Genomic DNA, 15,977 nt, shown 5'->3' with positions numbered 1-15,977 from the left:
CTGTGTGTAGCCGGGGGGCCTACGGCTCGAACTTGTAGCCCAGACCCCGCACCGTCACCAGGTACCGCGGCGCACCCGGGTCCGGCTCGATCTTGGCGCGCAGGCGCTTGACGTGGACGTCGAGGGTCTTGGTGTCGCCCACGTAGTCCGCGCCCCAGACCCGGTCGATCAGCTGCATACGGGTCAGCACGCGGCCCGCGTTGCGCAGCAGCATCTCCAGGAGGTCGAACTCCTTCAGCGGCAGGTCGACCTTGCCGCCGGAGACCGTCACCACGTGGCGGTCCACGTCCATGCGGACCGGGCCCGCCTCCAGGGCCGCCGGGGTGACCTCCTCGGGCTCGCCGCGCCGGCGCAGCACCGCGCGGATGCGGGCGACGAGCTCGCGGGAGGAGAACGGCTTGGTGACGTAGTCGTCGGCTCCTATTTCGAGGCCCACCACCTTGTCGATCTCGCTGTCCTTGGCGGTGACCATGATCACCGGGACGTTGGAGCGGCCGCGCAGCTGGCGGCAGACCTCGGTGCCGGGCAGTCCCGGCAGCATCAGGTCGAGCAGGACGAGGTCGGCGCCGTTGCGCTCGAACTCGTCGAGCCCGTCGGGCCCGGTGGCCGCCACGGCGACCTCGAAGCCCTCTTTGCGGAGCATGTAGGACAGGGCGTCGCTGAACGATTCCTCGTCCTCGACGACGAGCACTCGGGTCACGGAAGGACCTCCGGGGCAGGGGGCACAGTGGTGGAGTCGTGCGCGGTGGCAAAGGTGTCGTACGGCGGCTCGTCGACGGCGTCGTCGTCCGGGCCCGCCGGGTCGGGTGCGGCGCGGTCCCGGACGGCGCCGGCCTCCGGCAGCCTCAGGGTGAAGGTGGAGCCCTGTCCCTCGGAGCTCCACACGGTGACCTCCCCGCCGTGCGAGGCGGCCACGTGCTTGACGATGGCCAGGCCCAGGCCCGTACCGCCGGTGGCGCGGGAACGGGCCGGGTCGACGCGGTAGAACCGTTCGAAGACGCGCTCCCGGTCCTTCTCCGAGATGCCTATGCCCTGGTCGGTCACGGCTATCTCGATGAAGTCCCCGCCGGGCGCGGCGACGCGGCGGCCCGCGATGCCGACCCTGGTCCTGGCCGGGGAGTAGTTGACGGCGTTCTCGACGAGGTTGCCGAGGGCGGCGGCGAGCTGGCCGCGGTGACCCCAGACGTACAGGTCAGCCGTGCCGCCCGCGGCCATGGTGATCTGCTTGGTGGAGGCGGGGTGGCGGGAGCGGTCGATGGCCTCGGCCACCAGCTCGTCGACCCGGACCGGCTCGGCGTCGTCCAGGGGGTCGTCGTTCTGCACCCGGGAGAGGTCTATGAGCTCCTGGACCAGATTGGTCAGCCGGTTGGCCTCGATCTGCATCCGGCCCGCGAAGCGGGTGATCGCCACGGGGTCGTCCGAGGCGTCCATGACGGCCTCGGAGAGCAGCGAGAGCGCGCCGACCGGGGTCTTGAGCTCATGGCTGACGTTGGCGACGAAGTCGCGCCGGACCGCCTCGATGCGGCGCGCCTCGGTGAGGTCCTCGACCAGGAGCAGCACGAGCCGGGAGCCGAGCGGGGCGACCCGGGCGGAGACCGCCAGCGCCTCGCCCCGGCCGGTGCCCCGGCGCGGCAGGTCGAGCTCCACCTGCCGTATCTCGCCGTCCCGCCGGGTGTCGCGGGCCATGTGGAGCATCGGCTCCACGGCCAGCTTGCCGCCCCTGACCAGCCCCAGGGCGTACGCCGCCGAGCTGGCCTTGACCACCGAGTCGCTCTCGTCGAGGACCACCGCCGAGGAGCGGAGCACCGAGAGCACGGTGTCCACGCCGGGCGGCAGGACCGCGTCCGTGTGCAGGGATGTCCGGGTGGGCCGCGCCTGGTCGCGCTCGCTCCAGCGGAACGCCAGCATGGCGATGACGCCGGTGCACAACCCGGCGATCGCTGCAGCTGCGGCGACCGCCGCGTTCACGTCCATGCCTCCAGGTTATGCGGGTGCGCGGACACTCTCCCAGCCATCCGGGTGCCTGCTCGAACGTTCGTCGCCCAGAGTTCACCATGGTGATAGTGCTGGTTCACTTGGTGTGGCCGAATCGGACGCGTAGCCCACGGAGCGTGGGAGCGTGGGGGCCGCGGCATCCCCTGCCTCCCCCGGAGTCATAGCCCGGAGTCATCGAAAGAGGGACACCCATGCGGGACGCGTACCACGAGGAACTGGACTCGATCGGCGAGGGCCTGGTCGAGATGGCCCGCCTTGTCGGGTCGGCGATCGGGCGCGCCACGACGGCCATGCTCGACGCCGATCTCAAGCTCGCCGAGAGTGTGATCGCCGCCGACCAGAAGGTCGACGACCTCCAGCACGACCTGGAGGCGCGGGCGATAGCCCTGCTGGCCCGCCAGCAGCCGGTCGCCACCGACCTGCGGATCGTGGTGACCTCGCTCCGGATGAGCGCGGACCTGGAGCGCTCGGGCGACCTGGCCCAGCACGTGGCCAAGCTGACCCGGCTGCGCTACCCGGCGCGGGCGGTCCCGCACGACCTGCACGCCACCATCCTGGAGATGGGCCAGCTGGCGCAGCGCCTGATGGCGAAGGCGGCCGAGGTGATCATCACCAAGGACGTCGACCTCGCGCTCCAGCTGGAGCAGGACGACGACGAGATGGACCTGCTGCACCGCACGCTCTTCCAGCACCTGATGGACGACCGCTGGAAGCACGGCATCGAGACGGCCGTCGACGTGACGCTCCTCGGCCGCTACTACGAGCGGTTCGCCGACCACGCCGTCTCGGTCGCCAAGCGGGTCGTCTACCTGGTCACCGGCGAGCACGCGGACGAGCTCCAGCCCCCGGTGCAGGTCGAGACACATCCTGTCGAAGGCGCCGCGGGCACCACGGGCGCGTAGCGCCCGGTTGGGGCGTCCCGGAGCACGCACGGCGCGCGAAGGAGATGCGCGCGCGCCGTTGATGCGCCTGCCCCGGTGGGCATCCAATGGGGTGAGGTGCGCGCCTACCCCAACCCCGGGAGGGACCATGACCGAGACCCCGACCCCGACCCCCACCGCGTCGAACTGCAGCTGCGGCCCCAACTGCCAGTGCGGCTGCCAGTCGGGCGGCGCCTGCCAGTGCGGTGGCGGCTGCTGAGCGAGCGACACGCGAAGGGCCCCGCCCGGCTACCGGACGGGGCCCTTCGCGCACGCGGGTGCGTCGACCGACCACGCACGCGTGTGCCCCGCTGCACCCCCAGGTCCGCAGACGGCCCGACTCGAACCGCCACGCCTCCGCTGACGCAACCTGCTCTGGACGACAGCCTTGACAGGTGGCTGAAGTCGGTCTGATCACCATGCGAAGAAGGTCGCTGCTCAGCCGGACGCCTGCGGCTTGAAGGCATGTGCGCAGCCTGGGAGTTCGGTGCCCTGGCGGTGTGAGAGCGGCAGAAAGACCACGGGGCGGATCGTCCACGTGATGCGTATGTCCTCGTGGGTCACTGACACCGTGCAGGGTTCGGCGCGCAGCAGCGCTCGTCTGGTCTCGATGTGGCTGTCGTGCAGCCACTCCCAAGCGGCGTCCGATGCGTCTCCGTCGAGGGCCGGAGAGATCGTGCGCAACGTGACTGCGACCCATCGGTCGGCCTGAGGTGCCGTGTACCAGCACCGTACCGAATGTACGCGTACCGGGAGTGCGGGTTCGCACTTTTCGTACGGGCAGTCGGCGCATAGCGTTCACCAGGTGGTCTGGTGCCGGCCTGGATGCCGTTAGAGAGGGGACCTCGCATGTTCGGACTGATGGTGCGTTTCACCTGCAAGGACGAGGCGTCGGCGGCAACCTTCGACGACCTTGTGGCGCGGACCGGAGAGCTGATCCGCGCGAACGAGCCCGGAACGGTGATCTATACCGTGCACCGCGTTGACGGGCGCCCGTTGGAGCGGATCTTCTACGAGCTGTACCGGGACGAGGACGCTTTCGAGGAGCACGAGTCGAAGGACTACGTGCGGGCCTTCCTGTCCGAGCGGGACCGGTACCTTGCGGCGACAGAGGTCGACCGTCTGGACTTCGTGTCCGGCAAGGGTGTGGACGTTGAGCGCTGACTATCAGAAAGCGCTGGGCCGCAAGATCGCCTTCCATCGCAAGCGACGCGGACTCTCGCAGAAGGAGTTCGCCGGCCTGCTGGAGCGATCCGAAGCATGGGTGTCCCAGGTCGAGCGGGGCGTACGCCGCATCGACCGCATGACCGTGCTGGAAAAGGTCGCCGAGGTGCTGGAACTGCCCATCGCGGAGCTGGCGGCCGAGGCACCCATCGTCGCGTCGGCGGCTGAGGGGGAATCGCCGGGAGCCGGCCGACTGCGGCTCGTACTGAGCACCGCGCACTCACTCAAGGCCGTCCTCGATCGGCAGGACACTCCCCCGGATGTGCCGGCACTTCGCGCAGAGGTCGACCATGCGTGGGAGCTGACGCACCAGGGCAACTACGCCGACCTGGCCGAGCTGCTCGAAGGGCTCGTTCCCCGGCTGGAGGCGGCCACCCGGTCGGTTGCTGAGACGGACCGTCCCGAGCTGTTCCGACTCCTGGCCGTCATGTACCACACGTGCAGCGGCGCGCTCGCGAACATGGGAGAGCCTGAGGCGGCCTGGATCGCCGTCGACCGTGCCGTGGTCGCCGCCGAGCGGGCCAACGATCCACTCCTGATGGCGGCCGGTGCATTCCGGCTTTCGATCGTCTTCCTCGGCGCACGACACTTCGAGCAAGCGGCTCGGGCGTCCGGCACTGCGGCCGACGCGCTGGGGCCCTTGGCGGACTCCGGCCGGGTTGAGGCGGTGGCGCTCCGCGGAGCGCTGACCCTGCAACGGGCCGTTGCCGCGGCACGGCTGAACCTGGCCGACGAGGCGTACGGCTACCTCCGCGACGCTCGCGTCATGGCCGAACAGGTCGGCGACGGACGCGACGACTACAACACGGAGTTCGGGCCGACCAACGTCGGCTTGCACGAAGTGGCCGTAGCGGTCGACCTCGGCGACGCCGGCGTCGCTCTCCGGGCTGCTCAGTCGGTCGATGCGTCCGGGCTCTCCACAGAGCGGCAGACACGGTTCCAGATCGACGTGGCGAGGGCCCATGCGCAGCGCCGCCAGGTCACTGACGCTGTAGCGGCACTGATGAAGGCGCGTGGGCTGTCCTCTGGGATGGTACGAGCCCTCCCTGTCGTCAAGCAGATCGTGGCGGACCTGCTGACCATGAGCCAGCAGCCTTCCGAGGAGCTTCGGGCCTTGGCAGGCGAGTCGGGCGTACACGAAGCATGGACCGGTACGTGAAGTACTGGACGGTCCTCTCTGATCAAGGTCACCGTCCCGGAAAGCGGCGTCCAGGGCCTGGCCCCTGGTTGTCCGGTCTCCCTGGTGGCCGGCCCTACCGTTGCCGACGGCCCGGCTCCTGGTCCGTACGGCTCTGTCATGGAGCGAGATGTCCGACGACGAGTCCACCGAGTACTACACGCTGCTCTGCGACGACCCGGCCTACGAGGTGGTGCTCGTCGACTGTGGGCCCCACGAGATGGAGGTGACCGTGGCGGTGCGCAAGGTGACCGGGCTGAGCTTGTGGCACAGCCGGGTTCTGGCGCGCCAGGCGCCCATCACCCTCCGTGGGGGTCTGTCGGCGTACAGGGCCCAGTCCGCTGTCGCTGTGCTCCAAGGCGCCGGGGCCAGAGCGGAGTGGAGACAAGAGCCGGAGCCCGGAGACGTAGGGCCCTGTCGCCCTGACGGCCCCGGGACGGCCCAGAGATAGCGAGAAGCCCCCTCCCCGCGGAGAACCCGCAGGCAGGGGGCTTACCCGTGGGCGCTTACTTCTTCTTGCCCTGGTTCTTGACCGCCTCGATCGCCGCCGCCGCCGCGTCCGGGTCGAGGTAGGTGCCGCCGGGCTTGACCGGCTTGAAGTCGGCGTCCAGTTCGTAGACGAGCGGGATGCCGGTCGGGATGTTCAGGCCCGCGATGTCGGCGTCGGAGATGCCGTCGAGGTGCTTGACCAGGGCGCGCAGCGAGTTGCCGTGCGCCGCCACCAGGACCGTGCGGCCCGCGAGCAGGTCCGGGACGATGCCGTCGTACCAGTACGGCAGCATGCGGACCACGACGTCCTTGAGGCACTCCGTGCGCGGGCGCAGCTCCGGCGGGATCGTCGCGTAGCGCGCGTCGTCCGACTGGGAGAACTCGGTGCCGTCCTCCAGCGCGGGCGGCGGGGTGTCGTACGAGCGGCGCCACAGCATGAACTGCTCCTCGCCGAACTCGGCGAGCGTCTGCGCCTTGTCCTTGCCCTGGAGCGCGCCGTAGTGGCGCTCGTTCAGGCGCCACGAGCGGTGCACGGGGATCCAGTGGCGGTCGGCGGACTCCAGCGCCAGCTGGGCCGTGCGGATCGCGCGCTTCTGGAGGGAGGTGTGCAGCACGTCGGGGAGCAGGCCGGCGTCCTTGAGCAGCTCACCGCCGCGCGCCGCCTCCTTCTCGCCCTTCGCGGTGAGGTTGACGTCCACCCACCCGGTGAACAGGTTCTTCTCGTTCCACTCGCTCTCGCCGTGGCGGAGGAGGATCAGCTTGTACGGTGCGTCGGCCATGCGTCCGAGCGTAATCGACGCAACCGGGCCCTCGCGCGCGTGGGCGGCGAGCTGCCGCGGGCGTCTCGGCAGCTGGACGATTGACGGCCGCCGTCAATTGGGTGGCGGGCGCGCACCCCGGAATCGTAAGTTGCTGTTGTCGCTGGCACCACTTACACGGGAGGTGCTGTCCGTTCGTCGCTCCGGGGGGAAACCGATGTCCGTCGCCAGTCTCAGACGAGCGGCACACGAGAGCGTCTCGGGGCTGCCCCGGGAGTTCTGGTGGCTGTGGACGAGCACGCTGATCAACCGGCTCGGGGCGTTCGTCGCGACCTTCATGACCCTGTACCTGACCCATGAGCGCGGCTACTCCGCCTCGTACGCGGGTCTGGTGGTCTCCCTGCACGGCCTGGGCGGCGTCATCTCCTCGCTCGGCGCGGGCGTCCTGACCGACCGGCTGGGCCGGCGCCCCACGATGATGATCGCGCAGACCGCGACCGCCTTCTCGGTGGCGCTGCTCGGCTTCGTGACCGACCCGGCGGCGATCGTCGCGATGGCCTTCCTCGTCGGCATGGCCTCCAACGCCTCCCGTCCGGCGGTCCAGGCGATGATGGCGGACATCGTGCGGCCCGAGGACCGGATGCGGGCCTTCTCGCTCAACTACTGGGCGATCAACCTGGGGTTCGCGGTCTCCTCGGCGGGCGCCGGCTTCATCGCCCAGCACAGCTATCTGGCGGGCTTCCTCGGCGAGGCCGCGCTGACCCTTGTCTGCGCCGTCCTGGTCTTCCTCAAGCTGCCCGAGTCCCGCCCCGAGGCGGCCGCGACGGTACGGGAGAAGGACCTGGAGCCGGAGATCGGCCTCGGCACGGTCTTCCGCGACGGCCGCTTCATGGGCGTGGTCGGCCTCTCCTTCCTCATTTCCCTGATCTTCCAGCAGGGTTACGTCGGCCTGCCGGTGGCGATGGGCGCGGACGGCTTCTCCAGCGCGGACTTCGGCCTGGCGATCGCCGTCAACGGCGTCCTCATCGTCGCCCTCCAGATCCCGGTCACCCGCGCCATCGAGCACCGCGACCCGCGCCGGCTGCTGATCGTCTCCGCCCTCCTGGCGGGCTACGGCTTCGGGCTGACCGCGTTCGCCGGTTCGGTGGCGGTGTACGCGCTGACGATCTGCGTCTGGACGCTGGCCGAGATCGTCAACTCCCCCACCCAGACCGGCCTGGTGGTGCGCCTCTCGCCCGTCCACGGCCGGGGCCGCTACCAGGGCGTGTACACGATGTCCTGGTCGGTGGCGGCCCTGGTCGCCCCGCTGCTCTCCGGCTTCGTCGTCGACCGCTTCGGCGCCGACTGGCTGTGGGGGGCCTGCGCGGTGCTGGGGACGGTGGCCGCGGCCGGATACGCGCTGCTGATGCGCGGCCTGGCGGACGGCGAGGACGTGGTGGCCGGGGTCAGCGTCCCCGAGCGCGCTGAGCCTCGTACAGGTTCCGTGGTCTGACGGATCCGGGGGCGCCGTACGCCTCCAGGCGGGCGTGCGGGTCCCCGGTGAAGTCGGGCACGTCGATCTGGTCGAACTCCCGCACCTCGCTGATGCCGACGGTCGCGCTGTAGGGGGCGAGGCCGTCGATCTTCACCAGGCCCGCGCGGTGGTTGGTGACGGTGATGTTCCAGTGGGTGAACCGGGCGCCGAAGAGCGGCCCGGCGGAGGCGTCGCCGCCGTGCCGCCCGTCGTTCTCCACCACGATCTCCGTCCGTACGTTGGCGAACGGCAGCCCGCGGTGGGAGTCGAACGTCCCCATCTCCATCCGGCCGCGCGACCAGACGTTGTGGCTGGACAGGCCCTCCACGTTGATGCCGTGGAGCTGGGTGCCGGGGCGCGCGGGGACCGTGCGCCGGACGATGGTGAAGTCCTCCACGAGGTTGTCGTGCGAGCCCTCCCGGCAGAAGTACGGGTGGTGCGAGCCGCGCCCCTCGACCCGGGTGCGACGGAGGGTGCAGGCGGAGGCGGCGACCAGGCCGAAGCCGTTGTCGACGTGGCGGACGACGACGTCGTCCACCCAGCAGTCGTACGCGCACTGGAGGGTGACGCCGTTGTAGCCCTTGTCGAGCAGGTGCGGGGACTGCGGCGTCTCGACGGCCTCCAGGGTGAGCCCCTCGGCCCCGGAGTCGGTGAGGGCCGGGACGTGGGTGGTCAGCCGGGGGTCCCACTCGGGCCGCACGTCGAGCGGCAGCGGCCGCTCCAGGGTGACGCGTTGGCCGCGCGCGCGGCGCTCGACGCGCGCGATCCGCACGGGCCATTCGTACGGGACGTACGAGGTCAGCTTGGTCTTGTCGTCCCAGGTGTACGCGGCCGGGCCGGGGCCGTCGCCGGACATGTGCTGGAGGAGGGTGTGGCGGCTGTCGTCGGCGAGGCGCAGCAGCACGAGGGCGCCGGGGCGCAGCCGGGAGGCGTCGGCGACGGTCACGGTCCAGGAGCCGCGCGGGGCGGGGGCGGTGACGGTGGTGAGGGTGCTCCACTCGTCCCGCCGGTTGCCGGTCCACCCCTCGAAGGGCCACGCCCTGGCCCGGATGGCGTCGGTGAGCGCGTCCCAACGAGCCCGCGGGGCCAGCCAGATGAGCCCGCCGGCCCAGGACCAGGAGGACTTGTCCCCGCCGTAGCGGGAGCCGTACGGGCCGATCAGCTCAGTGAGGTTCCTGGTGGCGTACAGCGTGGTGCGCGCGCTGCCCGCGCCGCGCAGGGTGACGCCGCTGTGCGCGATACGGATCAGGCCGTCGATCCGGAAGGTGCCCGGCGGCAGGACCACCACCCCGCCACCGGCCCGGCCGGCCGCTTCCAGGGCGCGGTTGATGGCGGGGGCGGCGTCGGCGGTGGGGTCCGGGGAGAGCCGGGTGACGGGCGGGCGGGGGCGGGGCGGGCGGTGGTCGCCGCCGCCGTGGCGGCCCGCGCGGGCTATGTAGGGGATCTGGGGGTGGGTGAAGGGGGTGCGGGTGAATTCCTGCCACAGGGTGGGGGGTGGGGCCGCTTGGGCGCGGGCCGCTGTGGGGAGGGTGGTGGCGGCGAGGGCGCCGCCGAGGAAGGTGCGTCTGGGGAGGGTGCGTCCGGGGAGGGTGCGTCTGGGGAGGGCCGGGCGGGGTGTGCTCATGGACTGGCCTCCGTCACCTGTCATCCATGTACATGAACTGTGTTCAGGTGTGCGTGTTGCGCGGAGGTGAGCATGGCATGGGGAGAGGTGGTGCGGGAACCCCTTGGTCTTCCCCACCCCGCCCCTTCCCGAAAGCCCTCGGGCGGGCGGCCGATGGCTTTTCGTCTGCGTCGAGGGGGCGGCTGGCCGCGCAGTTCCCCGCGCCCCTAACCACCTCGGGGCGCGGGGAACCGAGCGAGCGACCACAGACGACCCGCAGAGGAAGGACGGGCCCCAGGGCGCGGCACCGCGCAACAAGCCCCCACTGGGCCCAAAAGGGCCGCTGGGAACCGCGCGACAAGCCCCCGCCGGGCCCTGAAGGGGCGCGGGGAACTGCGCGAGCGGCCCACCACGGGTCGCAGACGAAAACCGGGCCCGGAAGGGGAGCCGCGCGGGCGGTCTTCGTCGGGCCGCAGACGGGATTCGGCCACAGCGAGCCGCAGGCTAGCCCCTGGGGCGGGTCAGGCTCTTGAACGCGTCCAGGTTCCGCGTGGACTCCCCCCGCGACACCCTCCACTCGTACTCCCGCCGGATCGCCGTCGCGAAGCCCAGTTCCAGCAGGGTGTTGAAGGAGCCGTCCGCCTCCTCCAGGACCGTGCCGAGCAGCCGGTCCAGCTCCTCGGGGGTGACCGAGGAGAGCGGGAGCTTGCCCGCGAGGTAGACGTCGCCGAGCTTGTCGATGGCGTAACCCACCCCGTACAGGCGGAGGTTGCGCTCCAGGCACCAGCGGTGGACGCCGGCCGCGTTCTCGTCGGGGTGGCGGACCACGAAGGCGTTCACCGACAGGGAGTGCCGCCCGACCCGCAGCGAGCACGTCGTGGACAGCTTCCTCGTGCCGGGGAGCTTCACCACGTAGGAGTCCGGCTCGGGGGACTCCCACTCCAGCTCCGCGTCCTTGAGGTACGCGTCGATCACCGCGCGTGCGTCAGCCATGGTGCGAGCGTACGCGACGGCGGTGTTCGTGCATGGCGGCGGTGTAGACGTCGGCCGTGGCCGAGGCGGCTGTGCCCCAGCCGAAGGACTCCGCGTGCCGGGCGGCCGCCGCACCCATCCGGTCCGCCAGCGACGGGTCGTCCACGAAGCGGCGCAGGGCGCGCGCGTAGTCGGCCGGGTCGTGGCCGGGCACCAGGAAGCCGGTCTCGCCGGAGCGCACCGCGACCGGCAGACCGCCCACCGAGGCCGCCACCACCGGCGTCCCCGCCGCCTGCGCCTCGATCGCCACCAGCCCGAAGGACTCGCTGTACGAGGGCATGACCAGCACCGACGCGGCCCGGAACCAGTCGGCGAGGCGGTCCTGGCCCACCGGCGGGTGGAAGCGGACCACGTCCGAGATGCCGAGCCGGGCCGCCAGCTTGTGCAGCCCCTCCGGCTTCGCCAGACCGCTGCCCGAGGGCCCGCCTATCACCGGAACCACCAGCCGCGAGCGCAGCGACGGCTTCTCGGTGAGCAGCACCGCTACCGCCCGCAGCAGGATGTCGGGCGCCTTCAGCGGCTGGATGCGGCCCGCGAAGAGCGGGATCAGGGCGTCCTGCGGCAGACCGAGCCGGGCCCGGGCCGCCGCCCGGCCGTCCCCGGGGCGGAAGCGGTCGAGGTTCACCCCGGGGTGGACGACCGCGACCTTGCCGGGCTCGGCGTCGTAGAAGCGGACGAGTTCGTCGGCCTCCTCGGCGGTGTTGGCGATCAGCCGGTCCGCCGCGTCCACGATCTGGGTCTCCCCGATCACGCGCGCGGCGGGCTCGGGCGTGTCGCCCTCGGCGAGCGCCGCGTTCTTGACCTTGGCCATGGTGTGCATGGCGTGGACGAGGGGCACGCCCCAGCGCTGGGCGGCGAGCCAGCCGACGTGGCCCGAGAGCCAGTAGTGGGAGTGGACGAGGTCGTAGTGGCCGGGCCGGTGGCCCGCCCAGGCCTGCATCACGCCGTGGGTGAAGGCGCACAGCTGGGCCGGCAGCTCCTCCTTGGCCAGGCCCTCGTACGGGCCCGCGTCCACATGGCGGACGAGCACGCCCGGCGCCATCTCGACCGTGGGGGCGAGGCCGCCGGTGGTGGCCCGGGTGAAGATCTCGACCTCGATGTTGAGCTCGGCGAGCCGTCGGGCGAGCTCCACGATGTAGACGTTCATGCCGCCCGCGTCGCCCGTGCCCGGCTGGTGCAGCGGGGAGGTGTGGACGCTGAGCATGGCGATCCGGCGCGGTCTGCGGTGGGCACCGGGGAGCCGGAGCCGGGGCGGCCCCGCCAGGGTGCCGGTGAACCGGGACACGTACTGGCTCACGTCGACGTCCTCTCGGCCGGGAAAGGCGGGTGGCGCTGCGGGCTGGGCATGCTCCTTGAGGGCACGCGGGCGCCCTCAATGACCGGTAACCACCGGAACCCTTCCTTTCATTTCCGCTTCCCCGCTCTTTTGCCGAAAACTTGCCCATCGGGCCGCCACCGGATGCGCGCTCCCCCGGCGCCTACCCTCGTCCTATGGCTCCACCCAAGCGCCCCGTCGGCACCGTCACGCGCGGCACCACCAATCCCAACCGGCTGCGCCGCATGGACCGCTGGATCGCCGAGGTCCACGGGCCCGCGCTGCGCCGCGCCGAGGCGCCCGTCGCGGTGGACCTGGGGTACGGGGCGGCGCCCTGGACGGCCGTCGAGCTGCTCGGGCGGCTGCGGACCGCCGCGCCCGCCGTCTCGGTGGTCGGGATCGAGATCGACCCCGCCCGGGTCGCCGCCGCCAAGCCGTACGAGAGGGACGGCCTCACCTTCCTGCACGGCGGCTTCGAGGTGCCGCTGCCCCGCCCGCCGCTGCTGATCCGGGCGGCGAACGTGCTGCGGCAGTACGAGGAGGGCGAGGTCGCGGCGGTGTGGGCCCGGCTGTGCGGGCGCTTGGCGGAGGGCGGGCTGCTCGTGGAGGGCACCTGCGACGAGATCGGGCGGCGGCACGTGTGGGTCGCCCTCGACGCCTCCGGCCCGCGCACGGTGACCTTCGCGACCCGGCTCGGCTCCCTGGACCGCCCCTCGGACCTCGCCGAGCGGCTGCCGAAGGCGCTGATCCACCGGAACGTGCCGGGCGAGCCGGTCCACGCGTTCCTGCGCGACTTCGACCGGGCGTGGGCGGCGGCGGCGCCGTACGCCTCGCTGGGCGCGCGCCAGCGCTGGATCCGGGCGGTCCGGGACCTGGCGGCGGACTGGCCGCTGCGGGACGGGCCCCGGCGGTGGCGGCAGGGGGAGGTCACGGTGGAGTGGGGGGCGCTGGCGCCACGGGAGTGAGGGGGGCACGGGGGTGAGGGGGGCACGGGGGTGTGCGTGCCGGGGGGACGGGGGTGTGCGTGCCGGGCCACGATCCGCGCGCCCTGGAAGCGGTTGACCTCGGACGGGTGAATCCGCGAGCTGATCGCCGCCGAGGGGAACGCACCGCCCCTTCCGTTCGTCCCACACGCGGGGGGTGACCCGTGAGGTAGCCGTCCGCCCCTGTCGTTTTGGGGGACGGCATGGCACCATCACGACGTCGCCAAAATGTTACTGACGGTAAATCACCTACCGTATTGCCTGGTGTTGTCCGGTTGTCCGGAGGGGGAGACTTAGTGCAGCCGCGCCGTTTGGCCACCGCGATCACCGTGGTGTGCGCCCTGACCGTGCTCGCGATGCCGGCCACGGCGTTCGCCGCGCCGAACCCGACGCCGGACCCGACCGCGTCGACCGCTCCCCCGGCCGCCCCGCCCGTGTCCGCGGAGCGCCTGGAGGACGTGCGCAAGCAGGTGGACGAGCTCTACCGGCAGGCGGCGGTCGCGACCGAGGCGTACAACCAGGCCCAGGAGCAGACCAAGCTCCAGTCCGCCGAGATCGTGAAGATCGCCCAGGAGATCGTCAAGGGCGAGGAGCGGATCAAGCGGCTCCGGGACCAGGCGGGGGCGACGGCCCGGTTGCAGTACCGCACGGGCGGGCTGCCGGCCGGTGCGCAGATGATGCTCAGCGGCAACCCGGAGAGCTTCCTCGACGGCGCCGGCCGGCTGCGCCAGGGCCAGCAGGCCGCCCAGGGCATGCTGGCCGAACTGCGGCGTACGCAACAGGACTTGGCGCAGTACTCCAAGGACGCCTCCGCCCAGTGGAAGAGGCTGGAGGCGAACCGGGTCAAGAAGGAGACCGCCAAGAAGGAGATCACCGGAAAGATCGCGGCCGCCGAGAAGCTGGAGTCCCAGCTGGAGGCGAAGGAGCGCGAGCGCCTCGCCGAGCTGGAGCGCAAGCAGCAGTACAAGGCGCAGACGGACTGGCTCGGTTCGGGGATACTGAAGGAGATCAACACCAGCGCGAGCGAACAGGGCCGCAGGGCGGTGAAGTTCGCCACCGACCAGGTCGGCAAGCCGTATGTGTGGGGCGCCGAGGGGCCGCGCGCGTTCGACTGCTCGGGCCTGACCTCCCAGGCCTGGCTCGCGGCCGGCCGCGGCATCCCGCGCACCTCGCAGGAGCAGTGGGCTCGGCTGCCGCACGTCGCCGTGAAGGACATGCGCCCGGGCGACCTCATCATCTACTTCGCGGACGCGACCCACGTGGGGATGTACATCGGCGACGGCGCGATCGTGCACGCCCCCCGGCCCGGCCGCAACGTGACGGTCGCGGGCGCGGGCACCATGCCGATCCTGGGAGTGGTCCGCCCGGACAAGTGAGGCAATGTGGCATATGCCATGAGCCATTTGCCGAACAGTCACCGAACGCCATTCCGCTGCGCGGCCCACTGCGGCTAGGGTCCCGGACTGGCGGCAACGCAGCCCGGCGTTCCGCGGCGCCCTCGGGAGGAGGGAGACCGGAACGATGCCCGCACCGCACATGGAGTCCCCCCGAACACCCCGGGGAGGGCCGGACGAACCGCTCCCGGCCGCTTCGGCCGCCGCCGGTCCGCCCGCCCCGGCCCTGCCGGGGACACGGGTGCCCGCCACGCCCGCCGGCCCGGGCGCCCCGGACGCGCTGGGAGGCACCGGCCGGGCCGTCCTGCCGGCCGCGCCGCACCCGGCCGCCGCGAGCGGCCCGGGACCGAAGGCGGCCGCCGGCGCCGCCCCGCAGCCCGCCACCGCGCTCAACCTGCTCGTCATCGAGGACGACCCGGGCGGCCCCTTCACCGTCTCCGAGCTGCTGCACAGCACCGGGACCCGGGTCCGTATCCGTACCGCGCGCAATCTCACCGAGGCCGAGCGGCTGCTCACCGACGACGTGAACTGCATCCTCCTCGACCTCGCGCTGCCCGGCCGCGACCTTGACGACGAGCTCGCGGCGCTGCGGCACCTGCTGCGCCTCGCGCCCCGGCACCCGGTCCTCGCCCTCACCGCCTCCACCCACGCCGAGCGCGCCGCCGAGGCCGTCCGGGTCGGCGCGCAGGACTACCTCTTCCGCGACGAGCTGGACGGGAGGCTGCTGAGCCGCGCCATCCGGTACGCGGTGGAGCGCAAGCGCGCCGACACCGCGCAGTACAAGCTCGCGGAGTCCCGGCTGCGCGCCCAGGAGAACGCGCGCCTGGAGCGCGGGCTGCTGCCCACGCCCCTGCTTGAGGGCTCCGAGCTGCTCTTCGCCGCCCGCTACCGGCCGGGCCGCTCCCGCGCGCTGCTCGGCGGCGATTTCTACGACACGGTCCGCACCCCCGACGGCACCGTCCACGCCATGATCGGCGACGTCTGCGGCCACGGCCCCGACGAGGCCGCCCTCGGCGTCGAACTGCGCATCGCCTGGCGCGCGTTGACGCTGGCGGGCCTGAGCGGGGACGCGCTCCTGACCACGCTCCAGCAGGTCCTGGAGCACGAGCGCGACAACGACGAGATCTTCGCGACGCTCTGCACGCTCGACATCGCGCCGGACGGCCGCCGCGCCGACCTCAGCCTGGCGGGCCACCCGGCCCCGCTGATCGCCCGCGCGGACCGCCCGGCGGGCCTGCTGGCGTACGAGAGCGAGGGCCCGGCGCTCGGCCTGCTGCCGCAGACCCACTGGCCGCGTCGGCGGGTCGAACTGGGCGAGGTGTGGAGCCTGTTGATGTACACGGACGGGCTCATCGAGGGCCGGACCGGCGTCGGCAACCAGCGGCTGGGCCAGGAGGGCATGACCGACATGGTCAACCGGCTGCTGACCGGGGGCCTGCGCGGCGAGTCCCTGCTGGAAGCGGCGGTCACCGAGGCCCGCGAGCTCAACGGCGGTGAACTCACCGACGACGTCGCGGTGGTGCTGCTGGAACGGGCCCGGCCGGGCCGCTGACCCGGACGGACCCGAAGAGCGG

Annotated in this window: 14 protein-coding genes and 1 pseudogene; 8 read left to right on the top strand and 7 right to left on the bottom strand. The window is 72.1% G+C overall.

Annotation, left to right across the window (positions count from 1 at the left end):
- Window positions 1-19: 19 nt before the first annotated feature.
- The gene (locus ABZ404_RS11810; RefSeq protein ID WP_017242433.1) at window positions 20-700 is read right to left on the bottom strand and encodes a response regulator transcription factor; all 681 of its coding nucleotides are present in this window, start codon (window positions 698-700) and stop codon (window positions 20-22) included.
- The gene (locus ABZ404_RS11805; RefSeq protein ID WP_358833361.1) at window positions 697-1,974 is read right to left on the bottom strand and encodes an ATP-binding protein; all 1,278 of its coding nucleotides are present in this window, start codon (window positions 1,972-1,974) and stop codon (window positions 697-699) included. The genes ABZ404_RS11810 and ABZ404_RS11805 overlap by 4 nt, the downstream gene beginning before the upstream one ends.
- Window positions 1,975-2,186: 212 nt before the next feature.
- Here ABZ404_RS11805 and phoU point away from each other — a divergent pair, with 212 nt between their 5' ends.
- On the top strand, window positions 2,187-2,897 hold the full coding sequence (gene phoU, locus ABZ404_RS11800; RefSeq protein WP_358833360.1) for a phosphate signaling complex protein PhoU: 711 nt from the start codon (window positions 2,187-2,189) through the stop codon (window positions 2,895-2,897).
- A 456-nt stretch (window positions 2,898-3,353) separates the two neighbouring features.
- Here phoU and ABZ404_RS11795 read toward each other — a convergent pair.
- Window positions 3,354-3,638: pseudogene (locus ABZ404_RS11795) on the bottom strand (hypothetical protein); the annotation flags it as partial.
- 126 nt (window positions 3,639-3,764) lie between these two features.
- Here ABZ404_RS11795 and ABZ404_RS11790 point away from each other — a divergent pair.
- From ABZ404_RS11790 to ABZ404_RS11780, 3 genes are all read left to right on the top strand, one after another.
- Window positions 3,765-4,079: an antibiotic biosynthesis monooxygenase gene (locus ABZ404_RS11790; RefSeq protein WP_358833359.1), complete on the top strand. Its 315-nt coding sequence runs from the start codon at window positions 3,765-3,767 to the stop codon at window positions 4,077-4,079.
- On the top strand, window positions 4,069-5,298 hold the full coding sequence (locus ABZ404_RS11785; RefSeq protein WP_358833358.1) for a helix-turn-helix transcriptional regulator: 1,230 nt from the start codon (window positions 4,069-4,071) through the stop codon (window positions 5,296-5,298). Before ABZ404_RS11790 ends, ABZ404_RS11785 begins: the two co-directional genes overlap by 11 nt.
- A 148-nt stretch (window positions 5,299-5,446) precedes the next feature.
- Complete coding sequence (locus ABZ404_RS11780; protein WP_358833357.1) at window positions 5,447-5,767, top strand: ribosomal protein L7/L12; 321 nt, start codon at window positions 5,447-5,449, stop codon at window positions 5,765-5,767.
- A 55-nt stretch (window positions 5,768-5,822) separates the two neighbouring features.
- On the opposite strand, the gene ABZ404_RS11775 is transcribed toward ABZ404_RS11780, so the two are convergent.
- Window positions 5,823-6,584, bottom strand: a complete 762-nt coding sequence (locus tag ABZ404_RS11775; protein WP_358833356.1) for a phosphoglyceromutase — start codon at window positions 6,582-6,584, stop codon at window positions 5,823-5,825.
- 196 nt (window positions 6,585-6,780) lie between these two features.
- Here ABZ404_RS11775 and ABZ404_RS11770 point away from each other — a divergent pair, with 196 nt between their 5' ends.
- Entirely contained in the window at window positions 6,781-8,055 is a 1,275-nt protein-coding gene (locus ABZ404_RS11770; RefSeq protein ID WP_358833355.1) for an MFS transporter, read from the top strand.
- Here the strand turns inward: ABZ404_RS11770 and ABZ404_RS11765 are convergent.
- The 3 genes from ABZ404_RS11765 to mshA all read right to left on the bottom strand — a co-directional run bounded on the left by ABZ404_RS11765 (window position 8,009) and on the right by mshA (window position 12,008).
- Window positions 8,009-9,700, bottom strand: coding sequence for a glycosyl hydrolase family 28-related protein (locus ABZ404_RS11765; protein ID WP_358990341.1), 1,692 nt, complete (start codon window positions 9,698-9,700; stop codon window positions 8,009-8,011). The two genes, ABZ404_RS11770 and ABZ404_RS11765, sit on opposite strands and share 47 nt — an antisense overlap.
- Before the next feature lie 483 nt (window positions 9,701-10,183).
- Window positions 10,184-10,672 (bottom strand): YbjN domain-containing protein, encoded by a 489-nt coding sequence (locus ABZ404_RS11760; RefSeq protein ID WP_358833353.1) that lies wholly within the window; start codon window positions 10,670-10,672, stop codon window positions 10,184-10,186.
- On the bottom strand, window positions 10,665-12,008 hold the full coding sequence (gene mshA / locus ABZ404_RS11755) for a D-inositol-3-phosphate glycosyltransferase (RefSeq protein WP_358833352.1): 1,344 nt from the start codon (window positions 12,006-12,008) through the stop codon (window positions 10,665-10,667). Before mshA ends, ABZ404_RS11760 begins: the two co-directional genes overlap by 8 nt.
- Before the next feature lie 194 nt (window positions 12,009-12,202).
- On the opposite strand from mshA, the gene ABZ404_RS11750 reads away from it, so the two are divergent.
- The 3 genes from ABZ404_RS11750 to ABZ404_RS11740 all read left to right on the top strand — a co-directional run bounded on the left by ABZ404_RS11750 (window position 12,203) and on the right by ABZ404_RS11740 (window position 15,955).
- The gene (locus ABZ404_RS11750) at window positions 12,203-12,991 is read left to right on the top strand and encodes a class I SAM-dependent methyltransferase (RefSeq protein WP_358833351.1); all 789 of its coding nucleotides are present in this window, start codon (window positions 12,203-12,205) and stop codon (window positions 12,989-12,991) included.
- Between the two features lie 374 nt (window positions 12,992-13,365).
- Window positions 13,366-14,385, top strand: coding sequence for an NlpC/P60 family protein (locus tag ABZ404_RS11745; RefSeq protein WP_358833368.1), 1,020 nt, complete (start codon window positions 13,366-13,368; stop codon window positions 14,383-14,385).
- Between the two features lie 145 nt (window positions 14,386-14,530).
- Window positions 14,531-15,955 carry a fused response regulator/phosphatase gene (locus tag ABZ404_RS11740; RefSeq protein ID WP_358833350.1) on the top strand — a complete coding sequence of 475 codons (1,425 nt, stop codon included), beginning with the start codon at window positions 14,531-14,533 and terminating at the stop codon, window positions 15,953-15,955.
- Window positions 15,956-15,977 lie beyond the last annotated feature (22 nt).

The organism is Streptomyces sp. NPDC005878, assembly GCF_040629815.1.
Taxonomy (GTDB): Bacteria; Actinomycetota; Actinomycetes; order Streptomycetales; family Streptomycetaceae; genus Streptomyces.
This window is presented reverse-complemented; position numbering and strand designations above follow the sequence as displayed.

Bases quoted from the DNA above. Each gene is read 5' to 3' on its own strand.
- ABZ404_RS11805 (WP_358833361.1), bottom strand. From the start codon at position 1,974: ATGGACGTGAACGCGGCGGTCGCCGCAGCTGCAGCGATCGCCGGGTTG.
- phoU (WP_358833360.1), top strand. From the start codon at position 2,187: ATGCGGGACGCGTACCACGAGGAACTGGACTCGATCGGCGAGGGCCTG.
- ABZ404_RS11790 (WP_358833359.1), top strand. From the start codon at position 3,765: ATGTTCGGACTGATGGTGCGTTTCACCTGCAAGGACGAGGCGTCGGCG.
- ABZ404_RS11780 (WP_358833357.1), top strand. From the start codon at position 5,447: ATGTCCGACGACGAGTCCACCGAGTACTACACGCTGCTCTGCGACGAC.
- ABZ404_RS11775 (WP_358833356.1), bottom strand. From the start codon at position 6,584: ATGGCCGACGCACCGTACAAGCTGATCCTCCTCCGCCACGGCGAGAGC.
- ABZ404_RS11770 (WP_358833355.1), top strand. From the start codon at position 6,781: ATGTCCGTCGCCAGTCTCAGACGAGCGGCACACGAGAGCGTCTCGGGG.
- ABZ404_RS11765 (WP_358990341.1), bottom strand. From the start codon at position 9,700: ATGAGCACACCCCGCCCGGCCCTCCCCAGACGCACCCTCCCCGGACGC.
- ABZ404_RS11760 (WP_358833353.1), bottom strand. From the start codon at position 10,672: ATGGCTGACGCACGCGCGGTGATCGACGCGTACCTCAAGGACGCGGAG.
- ABZ404_RS11750 (WP_358833351.1), top strand. From the start codon at position 12,203: ATGGCTCCACCCAAGCGCCCCGTCGGCACCGTCACGCGCGGCACCACC.
- ABZ404_RS11745 (WP_358833368.1), top strand. From the start codon at position 13,366: ATGCCGGCCACGGCGTTCGCCGCGCCGAACCCGACGCCGGACCCGACC.
- ABZ404_RS11740 (WP_358833350.1), top strand. From the start codon at position 14,531: ATGCCCGCACCGCACATGGAGTCCCCCCGAACACCCCGGGGAGGGCCG.